The organism is Lactiplantibacillus paraplantarum (assembly GCF_003641145.1).
GTDB lineage: Bacteria > Bacillota > Bacilli > Lactobacillales > Lactobacillaceae > Lactiplantibacillus > Lactiplantibacillus paraplantarum.
The window spans coordinates 3,088,553-3,108,920 of sequence record NZ_CP032744.1 but is presented as its reverse complement, the minus strand read 5'-3'; the positions used below and the strand labels follow the sequence as shown (position 1 = coordinate 3,108,920).

The window sequence follows — 20,368 nt, the reverse complement described above, 5'->3', positions numbered from 1 at the left end:
GACTCACTTATAAGTTGTATATTAAAAACGATAGTGGTCATTGTAGTAAGTTACAATGACCACTATCGTTGATTAATGACACTATTTAGTTGTGAACTGTGTTATTTCCCATCCTGTCAATTTGATTGACTACAGAGCGATAACAATTTATTAGTAATGATTGGGTCGTAAAAAGTTCGATAACCATCTGCATTTGGGTGAGTACCAGAGCCACCATATGCGTGATTGCCCCCATTGCTGTCAACGACATCATATGAATAGTTATACTGATACTCTTTGATGAAAGTGTTAAAGCTACCTGAGTTGTATAGGTCAATCAAATTAAATGACCATTTGTGGCAAATTTGTAAGGCAGCTTGGTACATTTTTTCTTGAACATCTAATTTACGCGCAGGCGTTTTATGCGTTGCTAGTAAAATAAATTGTGTGCCTGGGTATTTGGATATTAATGTTTTGCAAATTGTTTCCAGGCCGCCGCAATACGTTGTTGAATGCAATACTGAATCAAAGCCAGTCGCTATTTCACCAAATTGATTAGGATCGTTGGCAATTTCAGCATAAGCATCATTAGCCCAAGAATCAAAAATAATAAAGTCAGGGATAATGCTAGGTGCGTTTTTGATTTGTTTTAAGATATTATTGGGATCGCTTGTACGAGTAGTTGCACCATTCACTGCAAATTTGCGATATGACATATGGTTATCAAGGGCGATATCTTCCACGAAGCCAGTGTTGGCTAAGTGCCCATTTACAATACTAGAGCCAAAAGCATATAGTAATTTTCCATTCAGCGGATTGGAATGAGTCATAACTGTCACCTCTCGGATATTAAATTCTTTGTGCCATTGTTTGTAGTCGTGTTAACGATACCTCAATTTTATTTGCAGACAGTTCGTCAGCAATTACATATGCATTGGGTTGCTCCGCATTGATAGTTTGTAACATACTTTCGATGTTAGCTTGGCCAGCACCAATGGGCGTGATTTCAATGTGGTTATCATGATAGATATAGTCCTTAATATGATAAGCATAAATTCTTTCACCGAAGTCGTGAATCCCTCGCTTTAGAATTTGGACTGGGTCATCATCAGGGTTCATGATAAGTGAGCCAGGATCTAAAATGATTTGAAGATTAGGTGACGGAATTGCTTGAAGTAATTCTTTAGTGACTTCAAGTGAATAGATGGGGTGGTTAACGCCAGGTTCAATACCGATTAATGTGCCAGTTTTCTCTGCGGTGGTAACTAAATCATGAATCACATTGATAGTCTCTGAAATTTTGATTGGTGTAAAATTGTTCGGCGTTTTACGAAAAGTTGGATCGACACTACCGGTTTCTGTGGCGACTAATTCGGTACCAAAAGAGTGAGCTAATGAGAGATACTTTTTGAATTGAGTGAGTACCTGTTCGCGTTTAGTTAAGTCCGGATCAATAATGTTAATATAACAGCCCAAGACTGCAATTTTAATGCCTTGCTTATCGAATGCTTGCTTCACTCGATTTCCTAAGCCAAAATTGATTTTGGTACCACCGTGGGTAAGCTCGGAAAGTGAGACACGAGGTGCGAATTGAACATAATGAAAATCGTGTTCTTTAAGGCTGATTGCTAGTTTCTCTGGGTTATCAAAAATATGAATATCATGTGCTCGAATACCAATTTGCATAAAAAACCCTCCTAAAGTATTGTTTTCATTGATGATTAATCGTTTAATAAAGGATGATAACGATAACGTTTGATACCGTTTTCATTAATCATTAAACAATGATACAATTATATTTACAATATGGTATTTCAATTTATTTGTATTGAATTTACAGGGGTGCTATTTTGGATAAACAATTAGATGAGTTATTACATCAATTAACAGATGTTGAGAAAATTCAACAACAGACACATGAGTATGTTCAAGACTTACCAGATGATACGATAGATGCCAGTAGCGATGACTATATTCACTTAAATAATCGACATTTTTTTAGAAATAAGGATATTTATGTTAGTAAGCACAATCGTTATGCTAGGTATCCGTTGCACACGCATCAATTTTTGGAACTTAATTATATGTATTCGGGACACTGTGTTCAATATATTGATGGCAAACAAGTCACGTTGAACTCTGGGGATGTCGTTTTGCTGAATAAAGGAAGCTCACATAGTTTGGAGGCGCTTGGAGATAACGATATTTTAATTAACATCCTTTTTCGTAATAAATCGATTCATCTAGATTTGCTAGACAAATTGTATGATTCAGATAGTGTGTTGTTTAACTTTTTGATGAATACAACTACGCGAAATCAAACTGAACCATTATACATTTTGTTCAAGAAGCATGGTAATTCAGATGTTACCCATATAATTAACACAGTATTATCGGAGTATTTCTTTTCTAGAAAATTCTCAAATCAGATAATCAGCAGTTACTTACCGATCTTACTTATTACTTTAGTGAGGGACTATCAAAGCGAAATTATTAATAAGTCCAAGCAACGATTAAATGATCCAGTAATGCTAACGGTTTTGAAAGATATAGAAAAAGGTTATGCAACGGTGTCACTCCAATCGGTTGCCAAGGAATTAAACTATAATCGGTATTATCTGAGTAACTTAATTAAGAAAAAAACAGGGAGCACGTTTACAGAACTGTTAAATCAGCAAAAGCTACTTCAAGCACAGTTGTTAATCACTTCTACAAAATTGCCGATATCACAGATTATTCGACAAGTGGGTTTTTCAAATAAAAATTATTTCTATAGTAAGTATCAGGAAAAGTACGGGCACTTACCGACAGAAACTCGAAATAACAAATAAAGTTATACGTGAGTCATGAGCACCTTAGCTCATGATTTTTTATTTCAGTTGAAAAGGGTAAAAATAGATACAATTGATAATTTCCTCATAGCAGGAAGAATTAGGAATGTAAATATGATACTTATTCTCGTATTTTGTGACATTGTGATAACTTGTGATAGCGCATACAATTAGACTTGTAATTGAGGCCGAGCAACACGCCGATGGGATAATCATATGATTGTGAAAAGATTACAATCCAACAAATTTTGTGTTACTGATAGGGCTAGGTGAGGTGGAATGACGAGTGAAAAATGTATACGTCGCAGTTGATATTGGAGCCTCTAGTGGGCGACTTATGTTAGCAAAAGTTAATAGCAATCAACAGATACAGCTTGAAGAAATTCACCGGTTTAAAAATGGTTTTAAAAAAACCGATGGTCATGATCGATGGAATATTGACTATTTGATTCATGAAATTCTAACTGGACTTGAGAAGGTCAAGGCAGCCGGGTATGCTAAAGTTTATCTAGGAATTGATACATGGGCGGTGGATTATGTCTTGGTCGGCAAAGATGGCAACAAGTTAAGCAATCCGATTAGTTATCGGGATGGTCGAACATCAAATGCAATTAATAATCTAACAAGTGATTTATCTAAAGATGAATTATATAAAAAAACGGGCATTCAGTTTTTAGACTTCAATACACTTTATCAATTATATGAAGAGGATCATCAGTTGCTGAAAAACACTGACAAGATTATGATGATACCCGATTATATTGGCTACGTATTAACAGGTAAGGTTGTAACAGAAGTAACTAATGCCTCAACAACGCAAATGTTAAATTTACGCGCTGGTTTGTTTGATCATGATTTGCTAACTAAAGTTAATGTAAACGATGACCAGTTTGCTGATTTGGTTGAGGCTGGGACCTTGTTAGGATTCGTTAGTGAAAATTGGATGGAAAACTTCGATTTGCCAGTTACAGAAGTTATTACTGTAGCAACTCATGATACGGCGTCTGCAGTAGTTGGAACGCCGGGTGAGGGGGACGATTGGGCTTTCTTAAGCTCAGGGACTTGGTCACTACTAGGGAAAGAGCTTAATACGCCAGAAAATGGTCAATTAGCTTTTCAAAATAACTACACGAATGAATGGGGTGCGTATGGGACATATCGTTTTTTGAAAAATATTATGGGACTGTGGATGGCTCAATGTGTCAAGCGTTGTTATGGTAATCAATATAACTTTAGTGTTCTAGCCTCATTGGCCGCTAAAGAGCAACCGTTTCAGCAATTTATTGATGTGAATGATGATCGTTTTGTTAATCCAAACAATATGATTGAGGAAATTCAACATTACTGTCAAGATACTCAGCAGATTGTGCCGGAAACACCAGGTCAGGTGATGATGGCGATTTATGCTAATTTAGCACTGTTCTATGCTAATGAAGTGCAACAATTGAACAGTATCTTGTCGTGTCATCTTAAGACCTTAAATATTGTTGGTGGTGGTAGTAATATTGCACTGTTGAATCAAATGACTAGTACCTTGGCTAACATTCAAGTTGTAGCTGGTCCTAATGAAGCCACAGCTATTGGTAATGCACTGGTTCAGATGATTAGTACAGGTGAAGTAGAAAATATTAAGTTGGGACGGAAGATGATAGGTCGTTCGTTTGAATTGAAATGTTTTGTACCTGAGACTGGTTTATATGATGGCGTTTTACAACGATATCAAGATTTTCTGAATGGACATAGCAAGGAGTTGGTATAGATGATTCGAATGGGACAGGTTATGTATCTCCATAAGGATGCTTATGTGGAGTACGAAAAGCGACATGCTGAATTGTGGCCAGAAATGAAAGCGGCATTGAAGCAATATGGGGCTACCAATTATTCAATCTTCTTGAATAAGTTAAATGGACAGACTTTTGCTTACCTAGAGGTTCCGGATATTATGACTTATAACAAAATTGCTGAGACTGATATTTGTAAGAAATGGTGGCAATATATGGAACCACTTATGGATACGAATGAAGATAATAGTCCAGTTACGACGGATTTGACAGAAGTATTTCATTTAGATTAATGGGGGTTAGTATTATGGTTAAAACTGGCGAAGTTGAAAAAGCTTATCAAGTTGCAAAAGAACGTTACGCCGAAATCGGTGTCGATACTGAAAAAGTCATGGAAGCGCTAAAGAAGGTCAAGCTGTCTGTTCATTGTTGGCAAGGTGATGATATTCATGGTTTCTTGAACCCTGATCAAGAATTAACTGGTGGGATTGGTGTTTCGGGTGATTATCCTGGTGTTGCACGGACACCTGACCAATTAACAGGTGATCTGCACGAAGCATTGTCATTAATTCCAGGGAGTCATAAAGTGGCATTGCATACTTTGTATGCGGTTACAGATAAGAAAAAAGATTTTAACGAAGTTGGTCCGGAAGACTTCAAATATTGGGTAGATTGGGCTAAACAAGAAGGTATTGGCTTAGATATGAATCCAACCTTCTTCTCCCATCCAATGGTTAAGCATAACTTTACGTTAGCTAGTCCTGAAAAGTCAGTACGAGACTACTGGATTGAAGTTGGTAAGAAATCGCGGGAAATCGCAAATTACTTTGGGCAAGAATTAGGCCAACAATCGGTTAATAACTTCTGGATTCCAGATGGTTTTAAAGATAACCCAATTGATAAACAAGCACCACGGGAGCGGTTGATTGAGTCCCTAGATGAAGTCTTTGCCAAGAAGTACGATGAAAAGAATACGATTGAAGCTGTCGAAGGTAAGCTGTTCGGTACGGGGATTGAATCTTATACGGTTGGCTCCCATCTGTTCTATAACAACTATGCCATCAGCCGGGGCAAACTCTGGACGATTGATGCTGGGCACTGGCACCCAACGGAAGATGTTTCGGATAAGTTCTCTGCTTTCATGCCGTTTGGCAAAGGATTAATGTTACACGTTTCACGTCCAGTTCGTTGGGACAGTGACCATGTTGTAATCTTCGACGAAGCCTTACAACGGATTACTCGGTCATTGGTTCGTGATAACGAATTGGAACGGACTAACATCGGTTTAGACTTCTTTGATGCTACGATCAACCGAGTATCTGCATGGGTTATCGGTGCGCGGGCAACGCAAAAAGCCTTATTACAAGCGATGTTAGCACCAATTGATGATTTGAAGAAAGCTGAATTAAACTACGACTTTACGAAGCGGTTGGCGGTTACTGAAGAATTGAAGTCCTTCCCATTTGGCGCTGTTTGGGATGAATTCTGCTTGAAGAACAATACACCAGTAGGAACTGATTGGCTTGATGAAATTCATAACTATGAACAGAAAGTCCAATTCCCTCGGGACAAAAAAGTAGTTACGGAATAACGACGGTTAGTTACAACAAAAATTAACAAGAAAAGGTTGGCAATGATTATGACAGACTTTATTGATTCACCATATGTACGTGATATGGCACAAACAACGGAAAATTTATATCGGCATGGCTGGGACGAACGGAACGGCGGCAACGTGAGTCTACGACTGACTAAAGAGGAAGTTGAAGCCTATGCTGGTACGGATAAAGTTTTACGTCAGATTCCAATTAAATTTGATGCCAGTGAATTAGCGGGCAAGTATTACTTAGTTACGGGAACTGGCCGGTACTTTAAGAATATGGTCGAATTTCCTGAACGTGACATGGGCTTGATTCGAATCAGCGAAGTCGGCAACAGTGTTGATTTAATGTGGGGCTTCAATGATGGTGGTGAACCAACTAGCGAATTTCCATCACACTTAATGAGCCACATTGCTCGGTTGAAGCAAGATCCTGATCAACGGGTTATCATGCATTGCCACCCAACTAACTTGGTTGCAATGACCTTTACGATTCCGTTGTCATCTAAGCGGTTCAGTCGGACGCTATGGAAGATGCATCCAGAATCAATCGTTGTCTTCCCAGAAGGCGTAGGCGTTATCCCATATATGTGCCCAGGAACTAATGAAATCGGTGAAAAGACGGCCGCTAAAATGGCCGACTACCGGGTAGTTGTATGGCCACACCATGGCGTCTTCGCAGCTGGTGACTCTCTAGATGAAACTTATGGGTTAGTTGAAACAGTTGAAAAGTCAGCATTAATCTACACGACGATTCGTGCACAAGGTGGAGAAGTCTTGCAATCGTTGACCGACAAAGATTTCCGTGACTTAATCAAGCGGTTTGACTTGAAAGCCAATGAAGACTTTTTAACACCGGATGCAGTCGGAGCAACGGTTGACTAGAATTAACAATTAATATTATATTCAAAATAGAGAAAAGGGCTTGAATTGTTATATGATTCAGGCCCTTTTGCGAGTCCCTAATAATTTGGCATACGTTTCCGCCATAACGTTAGTATATTGTCGGTACTAAGCGATTGTTTTATGCGAAAAGCAGCAAAGTGATTCTCAAATCGATGAAACCGCTTTATTTCGGATGTTATACTACAGCAAATGAAGTCGAAAGTGGGGGAGACTATGCAAATTGATAAGTTAACATTAAAAGATGTGGCAACGACGAATCGGCAGTATCTGGAGACGATTTTTGCCTTGGGTGATGGTCACATGGGTGTTCGAGACTCAGTACCGTTTACAGGTAATCAACAAGCAACACTACCAGTGATGCTCATCAATGGCTATTATGCGACGAACCCAATCACATATGGAGAAAGTGCCTATGGATATGCGAAAAATCATCAAACGATTATTTCATTAACAAGTCCGCGGTACTTAGACTTTGCAACTGAGAAGACAAGTTCTGAGATTCCTGGTGACTGGGATATGACGGTCGACGATGCCGTGCTTGATTTTGATACGGGCGTATTAACGGAAAAGTTTCAGATTGTTACCTCCGACCACCATCATTTTGAACTGGTCGTTAAATCAATGATTGCGTTGGATAATTCGCATCAACTATTCTTGAACTACGAACTGACTTCGCTTGATTATACGGGGACGTTGCGGTTCACGCGGCCAATTATTCATGATGTGACTGCGACGACGGCGGACGCGGACGATCCGCGAGTAGCGCAACGACAATCTGGGTTAACCAACCAATTTATACCAGCTGATCGTCAGCAGCAAATAGAGTGGCAGACGTTGGTAGCTTCAACACACCAACAAATAACGCAACGGGATTGGTTGACCAGCTTTCCGACAGGCTTTGAAGTATATGGCGATCATGCCGGTTTTCATGGCAGTGGTACCATCGAAGTACAGACAACGCTGAGCTGGTCGTTTACGCGTCAAATCAGTGAAATTAATCAAGCGCTGCCGGATACGATAACGAGTTGGACCAACGATATTGTGGATCGTAATCGGCAGATTTTAACGAACTTTTGGCAACAGTCGCAAGTGCAAATTAGTGATCAAAAGTTGCAAGCTGGGATTCAATATAACTTGTTCCAGTTATTTCAATCAGCTGGTCGTAACGGGTTAACGAACATTGCAGCTAAAGGGATTACTGGACCGGGCTATGAGGGCCATTATTTCTGGGACACTGAGATGTATATGTTACCGTTCTTCATTTACACGCAGCCACAAATTGCCAAGCAACTGTTGCATTATCGGTTTAGTATCTTGCCACAAGCTCGAAAGCGGGCCCGGAGCTTGGGCGTGACCCGGGGCGCATTGTACGCATGGCGAACGATCAATGGTGAAGAAGCCAGTGCCTATTTTCCTGCTGGCACTGCGCAATATCACATCAATGCGGACATTGCACATACGGTTAAGTTATACTTTGATGTCACTAATGATCAGAACTTCTTGCGGGAACAGGGCGCAGCGGTTGTCCTGGAAACCGCACGTTTCTGGTTACAGTTTGGTAGCTGGCAACAGCGTGATGGCCGGTCGCAATTCTGCTTATACAAGGTGACGGGGCCGGATGAATATACCGCCTTGGTAGATAATAATTACTACACGAATCGGATGGCTAAGGAAAATATGGCTTTTGCAGCTTGGTTACTTGAAAATCATTATATTGACGGCGATGCTGATGAGCAAGCACAGTTCACAAAGGCAAGTACGAACATGTACCTACCGTATGATCAAGAACAACAAGTCACTGCACAAGATGATAATTCACCAAAGATGCCGGTATGGCCCTTTGCGACGACGGCAGCGACGCAATATCCACTGTTGTTACATTATCACCCGCTCATGATCTATCGTCACCGGGTCAACAAGCAGGCAGATACGTTACTAGCAGAAATGTTGTTTCCAGAAGATCAATCACTGGAACAATTACGGCGAGATTACGAGTACTATGAACCAATTACTACGCATGATTCCTCTTTATCACGATCGATCTTCAGTATTTTAGCTAGTCGGTTAGATGATCGTGATAAGGCGTTTAGTTATTATATGGATACGTCGTTAATGGATTTGGTTGATCTACAAGGCAATGCCAAAGATGGGCTTCATGAAGCAAATCTGGGCGGCAGTTGGTTGGGATTAACGTATGGATTTGCCGGGATGTATGTCGCTGACGGCAAGTTGCACATTACCAATCATTTACCAACTCAGATAACGCATCTTAGTTATCGGTTGCGTTTTCGTGGTCGAGTGATGGAAGTTCAATTGCAGCAAGGCTGCACTAAGGTTCAGATTATAACAGGGCGCCCACTTACAATGGTGGTTGATGGGCAACAAAGAGAAATCGCGCTAGAAAGCGTAGCGAATAGTAAAAGCTCATAGCGAAATGGATTTAAAAAAATATCAAACAGATATTGACACCGCTTACAATTGTTGCTAATATAAACAGCATAAATAAAAGCGTGTTACTGATTCGATCAGGCATAAACCTACTCATACCGGTATTCATAGTCTCTTTAGTGAGATGTGATACTCTTTAAGTAGGTTTTTTGTTTGAAATCCAGGAGGCGTGAGTGGTGAAATTTCTAAAGAACTTCAACAATAATGCCGCTTTAGTGGTGGATGATCAGGATGTTGAATGGATTGTAGTTGGTAATGGCGTGGGTTTTGGCAAGCATCAGGGGGACCAAATTGATGAACGCAAGATTCAACGGCGCTTTGTGGCGACGCTGAAACAAAATGTTGATATTGATGCTTTTCAAGATTTGAAACCCCAGTCGTTTGTGATTACGACGCAAGTAGTTCACCTAGTTGAGCCATTGCTAAAAGTTAGTTTTAGTGACTATCAGTACTTTGTGCTTGCAGACCACATTGATTTTGCGTTGAAGCGGGCCAATGATGGGATTGATGTTGATAATGGTACGGTCCGCTGGGAAGTGAAAAAGTTATTTCCAAAAGAATTCCAAGCAGCGACCCAGTCAGTTGACCTAATCAATTCGACTGCCGATGTTACACTCCCAAAAAGTGAAGTGGTTTTTATGACTTATCACTTCATCAATGCCGGTTCAGATGGTTCCAAGTTGCAGGAAACGATTAAAATTACGAAATTGATCAGTGGCATCATTGATATCGTGCAATATCAATACCAGATGCATCTGGATCCAGAGTCCTTCAATTACAATCGTTTCATTGCGCATTTACGGGCACTGATGGTGCAACGCGTCAGCCGCAGTAATGGAACTGGGAGTGAATTAGATCAGTCATTACTGCAGTTGATGCAAGTAAAATATGCGCACGCCTATGCAACAGTGGAGCGGATCGATACATTTTTACAAAGTAAGGCTGGCTGGCGACTAGAGCCGGACGACAAGGTCTATTTGACTCTTCACATCTGGCGCGTCACCCACCGACAAAAAAGTGAATAAATAAGATTATTAACGGTGTGTTACTGGTTATGCAGGCATTAACCCAAATATCTTTTCTTGAGAGCAGCAGTCACTAGGGCCCTAGTGGCGTGGTTTGAAGAAAGGACATTTGGGTTTTTGTTTACTCAAATTGCAATTATTGATTTATAGATAAATGAGGAGGAACAATGATGGCTTATGAAGATTTAAGTAAAAAGATTATCGCCGGAGTTGGCGGTAAGGATAATGTTAAGAGCGTGGTTCACTGCACCACCCGGTTGCGTTTTAAACTCAAAGATGAAAGCGCTGCCCATACCGATGAATTAAAAGATACAGATGGTGTTATTACAGTTGTTCAGTCCGGTGGTCAGTACCAAGTAGTCATTGGAAATGAAGTCGCAGACGTTTATGAAACGCTCATTCGCGTCGGTGGTTTTGCCGATGGTGGTAGTGTGCCTGACGATTATGAAGACGGGGAAAAGATGAGTATCTTTGATCGGTTCATCGATTTGATTTCTGGTATTTTTACCCCGATGTTAGGTGTTTTGTGTGCGGCTGGGATGATCAAAGGGTTCGTTGCGATGTTTGTCGCGTTCAATTGGTTGTCAGAAAATTCAGGAACATACAAGATTCTCTACTCGATTGGTGATGGTTTCTTCTATTTCCTTCCAATTGTTTTGGGATTGACAGCAGCCAAAAAGTTCCATGTTGATCAATTTGTCGGAATGGCGATTGGGATGGCGCTTTGTTATCCAAGTATCGTCGCTTTGAACAGCAGTAAGACAGTATTAAGCACGTTGTTCAGTGGTAGTATCTTTGAATCACAGATTCACGCGACTTTCTTAGGTATTCCGGTTGTGATGATGAGCTATACTTCTTCAGTAATTCCAATTATCTTGGCCGTTTGGTTTGCCTCTAAAGTTCAGACATTTGCAAAACGAATCGTGCCAACGGTAGTTAAGACGTTCTTAGTGCCATTTATTACGTTATTAATTGCAGTGCCGATTACCTTTTTAATTATTGGACCAGTTGCAAGTTGGTTAAGTGATGGTATTTCAACAGTGTGTGTTGCAATCTATAACTTCAGTCCGATCGTTGCTGGGCTTGTGATGGGTGCTTTCTGGCAAGTTTTCGTTATCTTTGGTGTTCACTGGGGGTTCGTAGCTGTTATGATGGCCAACCTAGCCTCACAAGGCTTTGACCCTATTTTAGGATTATCATTAGCCGCTTCGTTTGCCCAAACTGGAGTTGTGTTAGGTATTCTATTACAAACAAAAAATCAAAAGACACGCGGTATTGCTTTACCAGCCTTTATCTCCGGTATTTTCGGTGTTACGGAGCCTGCCATCTACGGGTTAACATTGCCACGGAAACGGCCATTTATTCTGAGTTGTGTGGCCGCTTCAATCGGTGGCGGTATTATTGGTTTTGCAGGTACAAAAATGTATATGATGGGCGGTATGGGATTATTCTCAATCCCAGCTGCGATTAATTCTAAAACTGGGGTAGACGGCTCTGTATATGGCTTAATTATTGCGATGGCCATTGCTGCAGTCCTTGGTTTTGCCCTACAAATGTTATTTGGTTACAAGAGTGTTGATAGTAATGACAAGCAAACTAAGGTCGTAGAAACTGCGGCAACTGCTGATCCAGTCATGGTCGGTGGTGTTTCAGTAGAAACGACACCAACTGGTGCAGCAACTAAAGTAGAACCAAACGTCACTTACAATGCGGCCACTAAGTTAAGTAGCCCCGAAACGGGCCAAATCATCCCACTAAGTGAAGTTAAGGATGAGGTCTTCTCATCAGGTGCAATGGGCAAAGGTGTTGCCATCGAACCAACTGATGGTGTCTTATACGCTCCAGCTGACGGCGAAGTAGCACTCGTGTTCCCAACTGGACATGCCGTTGGTTTAAACACAACAGATGGTGCTGAAATCTTGATGCATATCGGAATGGATACTGTTGAATTAGAGGGCAAAGGTTTTGAAACGCTAGTTCAAAAGGGCGAGACGGTCAAAGCTGGTCAGCCGCTAGTGAAGTTTGATATTGAAGCGATTAAGGCGGCCGGGTATCCCGTTACGACACCAATGGTTGTGACTAATTCTAAGAACTATCATGACGTCAAACTGGCCTTTCCAGCTGCTACGGAAGTTAATGCCACTGAACCATTATTACAATTAGACTAATTAAAAGGGAGTTTTCAATTATGTATTCAAAAACAATGCCAACTGGCTTTCCAAAGAACTTTTTGTGGGGCGGTGCGACTGCTGCCAACCAAGTTGAAGGGGGTTGGAACGTTGATGGGAAGGGCCTAACAACTGCTGAAGTTGTTCAGAAGGCTACTGACCGCAAAGTAATGTCGATGAACGAGGTTACTAAAGAGAGTGTCCAAGCTGCCATTGATGATCAAACGGATAAGCTTTATCCTAAGCGCCGTGGCGTCGACTTCTATCATCACTATAAGGAAGACATTAAGCTATTCGCGGAAATGGGCTTCAAGGTATACCGCCTATCCTTAGCATGGGCTCGGATCTTTCCGAAAGGTGATGAAACTGAACCGAATGAAGCTGGTTTGAAGTTTTATGACAATGTTTTTGCTGAATGTCACAAGTATGGTATTGAGCCCTTAGTGACCATTTCCCACTATGAGATGCCATTAAACCTAACATTAACGAATAATGGCTGGGCAAGTCGCAAGACAATTGCAGATTTCACTCGCTATACTGAAGTGCTATTCAAACGCTATAAAGGTGTTGTGAAGTACTGGCTAACTTTCAATGAAATTAACGCTTCAACTTGGGGGTTTACTGGTACTGGTGCAATTGATAGTGATCTAAGCTTACATGATCAAATGCAATTACGCTACCAAGCGCTACATCATGAATTTGTTGCGAGTGCAATTGCAGTTAAGCAGTGTCACGAGATTGATCCTGAGGCCCAAATTGGCTCAATGCTTGCGCGGATGCAAACTTATGCCAATACGCCTAATCCAGCTGATGTTCGGGCAGCCCAATTGCAAGATCAATTGAATCTATTCTTTACTGACGTACAGGTACGTGGTGAATATCCAGAATATATGAACCGGTACTTTGCAGAAAACGGGATTGAATTAACGATGGAAGCTGGCGATGAACAATTGTTAGCTGAAGGCAAGGTCGATTACTTAAGTTTTAGTTACTATATGACGACGATTACTTCGGCGACTGACGATGTTGAACAAGCTAGTGGTAACTTATCAATGGGTGGTAAAAATCCATACTTGAAATCCAGTGCCTGGGGCTGGCAGATTGACCCAGTTGGTTTACGGATTACCTTGAACGAGTTCTGGGATCGCTATCGGGTACCATTATTCGTTGTTGAGAACGGCTTGGGTGCCGAAGATGAAATCAGCGCCGATGGTAAGATTCATGATGATTATCGGATTGACTACTTACGTCAACATATTGAACAGATGAAAGAAGCGGTCAAGGATGGTGTTGATTTGATGGGCTACACGACCTGGGGTTGCATTGATGTCATTAGTGCCGGTACTTCCGAAATGTCTAAGCGGTATGGCTTCATCTATGTCGATCAAGATGATGAAGGTAATGGTAGTTTGAAGCGGATGAAGAAAGATTCATTTGACTGGTATCAGAAAGTAATTGCCTCGAATGGGGAAGATTTGGGATAGTTAGTAATAATTGATATTCAGACCAATGATTGTTTATACTAGGTGTAAGGGCTATCATTACTAGCTAACTAGAAAGGGTGTTGATTAAATGTCAGAGTTCCCAGAAGGATTTCTATGGGGCGGCGCGACTGCTGCCAATCAATTAGAAGGTGGCTACCAAGAAGGTGGTCGTGGCTTATCGATTGCGGATGCTTTACCAGGTGGCAAAGATCGATTTAAAATCGTGAGTCAACCAGATTTTGACTGGACGATCGATACAGATAAGTACACCTATCCAAACCATGAAGGTATTGATTTCTATCATCATTATAAAGAAGATATTGCACTGTTTGCCGAAATGGGTTTCAAGTGTTACCGTTTCTCAATTGCATGGTCACGAATTTTTCCAAACGGTGATGAAACGCAACCTAACGAAGCCGGATTAAAGTTTTATGATGATGTGATTGACGAATGCTTGGCTAATAACATTGAACCAGTGATTACAATCTCACATTATGAATTGCCATTGAACTTGGCCAAACGGTATGGTGGCTGGAAGAACCGGTACTTGATTGAATTCTACGAAACTTTTGCGCGGGCCATTCTAACGCGTTATGCTTCAAAGGTTAAGTACTGGATGACCTTCAATGAAATCAATAGCGCGGCACATTTTCCAGTGATGGGACAAGGCTTAGTTCCATCGACCGGTGCCAATGATAAAAAGAACGTTTTTCAGGCTTGGCACAACCAATTTGTTGCCAGCGCTAAGGCTGTTAAAATTGCGCACGAATTACGGAAGGATATTCAGGTTGGCTGCATGATCCTCTATGCTACTAGTTATGCTTATGATTCGAATCCAGTTAATCAGCTGGCTAATTTGCAGCATAATCAAGATTTCAACTTCTTCTGTGCGGATGTTCAAGTGCGTGGGGCTTATCCGACCTATACTAAGCGACTGCTGGCTGAATATGCTCTGACCTTTGATGATCTGGAGACTACGGATGGCGACTTGGCATTACTACAACAATATCCAGTTGATTATATTGGGTTCAGTTATTACATGTCGAGCGCGGTGGAAACCACGGGTAGTGTAACCGATACTGTTGCTGGCAACCTGATGGGCGGCGTCAAGAACCCATTCTTGAAGGCGAGTGACTGGGGTTGGCAGATTGACCCAATCGGGTTACGGATTGCGTTAAATGAGCTATATGATCGCTATCAGAAACCGTTGTTTGTGGTTGAAAATGGCCTAGGTGCGATTGATAAACCTGATAAGAATTTCTATGTTGAAGATGATTATCGCATTGATTATTTGAAACAACATATTGAAGCGATGGCTGGTGCGATTGATGATGGCGTCGATTTGATGGGCTACACACCATGGGGTTGTATCGACCTTGTTAGTGCATCAACTGGCGAGATGAGTAAGCGGTATGGCTTTATTTACGTGGACCTAGATGATCAGGGCCACGGGACGTTAGCTCGCTATCCCAAGAAGTCGTTCTACTGGTATCAAGATGTGATTAAGCATAATGGGTTAGCGGAGAAATCTGAATAGTTGAAATGCAATTAGTGATATCTAACAGCGATATATCATTGCTGAGATGATATAAATTGGCATTTAACGCTTGCAATCGTTTTCCGAAACCGCTATACTAGCTAATTGTAAATAAGGATTGTTACCGCTAACATTAGCTAGTGGGCAAAACCTAATTAATCGATTGTATTCGTGATTGATAGCACGGATGCAGTGGGTTATTAGGTTTTTTTCTTTATTTAGGTATGAGAGTCGAGGAGCGTGCGCATGCGAATCAAAAAGGTTTTTAATAATAACGTCCTATTGGCTGAAAAAAATGGACGGGAAGTTGTCTTAATTGGTAAAGGAATCGGGTTCAAAAAGCATACTGGTGACGATGTTGAGCAACAACAGATTACTAAGATTTATACGCCAGAAGGAGATAATTGGATTAGTAATTTCCAAAGCTTGATGGTAGATATTGAACCGGAATATTTTGAAGTTGCTTCGCAAATTATTGAGTTGGCAGAACAACAATTGCAAACGACTTTTAACGTTTATTTGTTGATTTCATTGACTGACCATATTCACTTTGCTGTCTATCGGCACCACCATCAGATGGATATTCATAATGAAATCTTGTGGGAAACTAAGCGAATTTATCACCGTGAGTTTCAAGTCGGTATGCAAGCATTGGCACTGATTAAAAAGCATTTTGATGTGACGTTGTTGGAAGATGAAGCTGGATTTATTGCAATGAAGTTTGTTGAGAATAGTATGGCTGACTCTAACACTGATCAAACACTTGCAATGACTAAGTTGATTAATGATATTTTGAATATTGTTAAGTATCAGCTGTCATTAACGATGCCAGATGAGAGTGTTAGTTTGCAACGATTTTTAGTTCATCTACGCTTTTTTGCGGAGCGCTTAACGCTGAAACGACCTGATCAATCACAAGGGGCAGATGATGATTTCTTATTTGAACATTTATCTAAGCAATATCCGCGAGCCTTTGCCTGTGTCCAAAAAATCGCTGTTTTTGTGAAGAAGTCGACGGAACAGACTGTTTCGGTGAATGAGCGTATTTACTTAATCATGCACATTCAACGGATGTTGAACGAGAATCAATAATATTTTTGGGATTGTAACTATTCGATTAGGCAAAACCCAAGTAGCAACCAGTCAACCTATATTTTTAGTGTTGATAACGGGCCTACTTGGGTTTTTGTCGTTTTATTAGGGAGGAAAAAGTGTATGGATTATTCAGAATTAGCACAATCAATTCTTACCAATATTGGTGGAAAAGATAATATTAGCAAAGCATGGCACTGTGCGACCAGACTGCGTTTCAACTTAAAGTCAACGGACAAAGCGAACACTGAGGCGATTGAAAACTTAGATGGGGTCATTACGGTTGTTCAAAGCGCAGGCCAATATCAAGTTGTTATTGGTAATGCTGTGGCGCAGGTCTTTGCCGCTTTAGCAGATCTAGCAGGATTAGCAAATCCAGATACGGCGGCTGATGCAGCTACTACAACGGAAGATGCGGGTGAAAAGCAAAACATCATTAATCGGTTTATTGCTTTTATTTCCGGAATCTTTACGCCATTTTTAGGTGCTTTGGCTGGTGCCGGTATTTTGAAAGGGTTGCTAGCTTTAGCGGTTGCTTTTAATTGGATGTCAACGACTAGTGGGGCTTACAAGATTTGGTATTCTGCTGGTGATGCTATTTTTTACTTTTTACCTGTCTTTCTAGCATTTACTGCTGCTAAGCAGTTGAAGGTTAACCAATTTGTAGCGGTGTCACTTGGTGCAGCCCTGCTATACCCAACTTTAGTAACTGTTATGACGAATTCAACAACACTACATTTCTTTGGTATTCCGGTGGTTCCAACAACATACACGTCAACGGTTATCCCAATTCTACTGGCAGTTTGGGTATTGTCGTATTTAGAGCCAGTACTGGACAAGCTATTTCCAGCGGCAATTCGGAATATTTTCACGCCCCTCTTTTCATTAATTATCATGGTGCCATTGACGCTGTTAGTTGTCGGTCCAATTGGGGGACTTATTGGTAATGGATTAGCGAGTGGTGTTATGGCAATTTATAACTTCATGCCAATTGGTGCTGGTGTTATCATGGGTGCTTTCTGGCAAGTCTTTGTTATCTTTGGTGTACATTGGACGTTCGTACCATTGATGATGAACAATATTGCTAAGATGGGTTATGACCCGTTGTTACCAATTCTTAGTGCGGCCGTATTATCACAGGCTGGTGCTGCATTAGCCGTTTTTTTGAAGTCACGAGATCAAAAAATGAAAGCATTAGCAGGGTCTTCTTTTGTCACAGCATTGTTTGGAATTACCGAACCGACGATTTACGGGGTAACGCTTAAGTTAAAACGACCATTCTATTGTGCCGTTGTGGGTGGTGCCCTTGGTGGTGCAATTATTGGCGCCGCTGGTACGCACGCTAGCTCATTTACACTCCCTAGCTTATTAGCGGTACCAACTTTTCTAGGGCATGGGTTTATGGGTGAAGTCATTGGATTGATTGTAGCATTCTTAGGTGGTGCGATCTTAACGTACTTCTTTGGATTCGCTCGTCAACAGCAGGCTGATCACTCAGTAGTAAGTGATCAAAGTGATAACACGGTAATGGCTCCGGTTGAAGGGACAATTATTCCATTGACTAGCGTTCATGACGAAGTATTTGCGTCTGAAGCAATGGGCAAAGGATTAGCCATTGTTCCAAATAAAGGGACGGTCACAGCGCCCGTTGATGGGACAATCACGGCAGTATATCCCACTGGTCATGCGATTGGAATTACGGCCAATAGTGGTGCTGAAATTCTGATTCACATTGGTATTAATACGGTTCAATTAAATGGTCAATACTTCGAAACAATGGTTAAGCAAAACCAAGTAGTCAAACGTGGTGATTTATTAACTAAATTTGATGTGGATAAGATCAAAACGGCTGGTTACGATACAACTGTCATGGTCATTATTACGAATACGGCTGACTATCAAATGGTCAAGCCAACTGATGCGACGGAGGCTAGTGATAATTGGATTTTAGAATTACAACCTAAGGAGATCATGGAAGGAGCACCAGCTAATGTATAAACCAACTTATCCTAAAACGTTCCCTAAAGACTTTTTGTGGGGCGGAGCGACAGCAGCTAATCAAGTTGAAGGTGCCTGGAATGAAGCAGGTAAAGGCCTGACAACGGCAGAAGTAGTGAAAAAAACGACGGATCGCAAGCATATGTCAATGGATGATGTAACGATATCTTCAATTCAAACGGCGCTAGATGATCAAACTGATACAATGTATCCTAAGCGTCGAGGTGTTGATTTTTATCATCATTACAAAGAAGATATCAAACTATTTGCTGAGATGGGATTTAAAGTTTATCGTTTCTCTATTGCTTGGTCGCGATTATTTCCAAAAGGTGATGAACTCGAGCCAAATTCAGATGGACTTGCTTTCTATGATCGAGTCATTGATGAATTACAACGCTATCACATTCAACCATTAGTTACACTGTCACATTATGAAATGCCCATTGGATTAACGCTTAAGCAAAATGGGTGGGCCAGCCGGGCAACCATTGCCGATTTTAATCGGTTTACTGAAGTCGTTTTTAAACATTTTAAAGGTCGCGTTCCGTATTATTTAACTTTTAATGAAATTAATACCGGAACTTGGGGGTTTCATGCCACTGGAGCTGTTGATACTGAGAATTCGGCGCATGATCAGATGCAGTTACGTTACCAAGCGCTGCACCATCAATTTATCGCTAGTGCACTGGCTACCAAACAATTACATGCTATTGACCCGGATGCTAAGATTGGGTCAATGCTGGCAAGAATGCAAACTTACCCAGCGACACCTAATCCTGCAGATGTTCAGGCTGCTCAAGTGGAAGACGATAAGAACTTATTCTTCACGGATGTTCAAGCTCGGGGGGAATATCCAGAATTCATGAACCGTTTTTTTGCAGAGAATGATATTCAACTTCAAATGGCACCGGATGATCAGGCGATTTTAGCGAAGTATCCGGTTGACTTTATTAGTTTTAGTTACTATATGACAACGGTAACTCAAGCTGATGCGCCTGAACAAGTGAACGGTAATATGGCTACTGGTGGTCGCAATCCTTACCTTGAGGAATCCGATTGGGGTTGGCAAATTGATCCGGTGGGGTTGCGAGTGACACTGAATGAGATGTGGGATCGCTATCGTAAGCCATTATTTGTTGTTGAAAATGGGCTAGGCGCTCTAGATCAATTAACAACTGATCAACAAGTGCATGATACGTATCGAATTGACTATTTACGTAAACATATTGCACAAATGAAAGCTGCAGTTCAGGACGGCGTACAGCTAATGGGCTATACGATGTGGGGGCCAATCGATTTGATTAGTTTTTCTACCTCAGAGATGTCCAAGCGATATGGTTTTATTTATGTTGATCAGGATGATGCCGGCAAAGGAAGTCTGAAACGTTATAAGAAAGATTCATTTTACTGGTACCAGAAGGTCATTAAATCTAATGGTGAAGATCTAGCTTAATTGGTTAATGACGGTGGATTTACGTGGTATAAGAACTGACTTGCCGCTGGTGTGATCAACTGATGG

At 41.1% G+C, this 20,368-nt stretch carries 15 protein-coding genes; 13 read left to right on the top strand and 2 right to left on the bottom strand.

Annotated elements, in window-relative coordinates:
- Window positions 1–116 precede the first annotated feature (116 nt).
- Both LP667_RS15195 and LP667_RS15190 read right to left on the bottom strand, forming a co-directional pair.
- A complete protein-coding gene (locus LP667_RS15195) occupies window positions 117–809 on the bottom strand; it encodes an SGNH/GDSL hydrolase family protein (RefSeq protein ID WP_021729899.1) in 693 nt (230 codons plus the stop codon).
- A 19-nt stretch (window positions 810–828) separates the two neighbouring features.
- Window positions 829–1,665 (bottom strand): sugar phosphate isomerase/epimerase family protein, encoded by an 837-nt coding sequence (locus LP667_RS15190; protein WP_021729900.1) that lies wholly within the window; start codon window positions 1,663–1,665, stop codon window positions 829–831.
- A 164-nt stretch (window positions 1,666–1,829) separates the two neighbouring features.
- Between LP667_RS15190 and LP667_RS15185 the strand changes: the two genes are divergently transcribed.
- The 13 genes from LP667_RS15185 to LP667_RS15125 all read left to right on the top strand — a co-directional run bounded on the left by LP667_RS15185 (window position 1,830) and on the right by LP667_RS15125 (window position 20,302).
- Complete coding sequence (locus tag LP667_RS15185; protein WP_021729901.1) at window positions 1,830–2,810, top strand: helix-turn-helix domain-containing protein; 981 nt, start codon at window positions 1,830–1,832, stop codon at window positions 2,808–2,810.
- A 286-nt stretch (window positions 2,811–3,096) separates the two neighbouring features.
- Window positions 3,097–4,569 carry a rhamnulokinase gene (gene rhaB / locus LP667_RS15180; RefSeq protein ID WP_033609120.1) on the top strand — a complete coding sequence of 491 codons (1,473 nt, stop codon included), beginning with the start codon at window positions 3,097–3,099 and terminating at the stop codon, window positions 4,567–4,569.
- Window positions 4,570–4,884: an L-rhamnose mutarotase gene (gene rhaM / locus LP667_RS15175; RefSeq protein ID WP_021729903.1), complete on the top strand. Its 315-nt coding sequence runs from the start codon at window positions 4,570–4,572 to the stop codon at window positions 4,882–4,884.
- Between the two features lie 14 nt (window positions 4,885–4,898).
- Complete coding sequence (locus LP667_RS15170) at window positions 4,899–6,182, top strand: L-rhamnose isomerase (protein WP_021729904.1); 1,284 nt, start codon at window positions 4,899–4,901, stop codon at window positions 6,180–6,182.
- A 42-nt stretch (window positions 6,183–6,224) separates the two neighbouring features.
- The gene (gene rhaD, locus LP667_RS15165) at window positions 6,225–7,076 is read left to right on the top strand and encodes a rhamnulose-1-phosphate aldolase (RefSeq protein WP_021729905.1); all 852 of its coding nucleotides are present in this window, start codon (window positions 6,225–6,227) and stop codon (window positions 7,074–7,076) included.
- 234 nt (window positions 7,077–7,310) lie between these two features.
- Window positions 7,311–9,527 carry a glycoside hydrolase family 65 protein gene (locus tag LP667_RS15160; RefSeq protein ID WP_021729906.1) on the top strand — a complete coding sequence of 739 codons (2,217 nt, stop codon included), beginning with the start codon at window positions 7,311–7,313 and terminating at the stop codon, window positions 9,525–9,527.
- A 194-nt stretch (window positions 9,528–9,721) separates the two neighbouring features.
- Complete coding sequence (locus LP667_RS15155) at window positions 9,722–10,570, top strand: PRD domain-containing protein (protein WP_021729907.1); 849 nt, start codon at window positions 9,722–9,724, stop codon at window positions 10,568–10,570.
- A 170-nt stretch (window positions 10,571–10,740) separates the two neighbouring features.
- Window positions 10,741–12,738, top strand: coding sequence for a beta-glucoside-specific PTS transporter subunit IIABC (locus LP667_RS15150; protein ID WP_033609121.1), 1,998 nt, complete (start codon window positions 10,741–10,743; stop codon window positions 12,736–12,738).
- 20 nt (window positions 12,739–12,758) lie between these two features.
- The gene (locus LP667_RS15145) at window positions 12,759–14,222 is read left to right on the top strand and encodes a glycoside hydrolase family 1 protein (protein ID WP_021729909.1); all 1,464 of its coding nucleotides are present in this window, start codon (window positions 12,759–12,761) and stop codon (window positions 14,220–14,222) included.
- A gap of 88 nt (window positions 14,223–14,310) precedes the next feature.
- The gene (locus tag LP667_RS15140) at window positions 14,311–15,759 is read left to right on the top strand and encodes a glycoside hydrolase family 1 protein (RefSeq protein ID WP_021729910.1); all 1,449 of its coding nucleotides are present in this window, start codon (window positions 14,311–14,313) and stop codon (window positions 15,757–15,759) included.
- Between the two features lie 246 nt (window positions 15,760–16,005).
- Entirely contained in the window at window positions 16,006–16,851 is an 846-nt protein-coding gene (locus LP667_RS15135) for a PRD domain-containing protein (protein ID WP_021729911.1), read from the top strand.
- Window positions 16,852–16,974: 123 nt separating this feature from the next.
- Window positions 16,975–18,849, top strand: coding sequence for a beta-glucoside-specific PTS transporter subunit IIABC (locus tag LP667_RS15130; protein WP_021729912.1), 1,875 nt, complete (start codon window positions 16,975–16,977; stop codon window positions 18,847–18,849).
- A complete protein-coding gene (locus LP667_RS15125) occupies window positions 18,842–20,302 on the top strand; it encodes a glycoside hydrolase family 1 protein (protein ID WP_021729913.1) in 1,461 nt (486 codons plus the stop codon). The genes LP667_RS15130 and LP667_RS15125 overlap by 8 nt, the downstream gene beginning before the upstream one ends.
- Window positions 20,303–20,368: the final 66 nt, after the last annotated feature.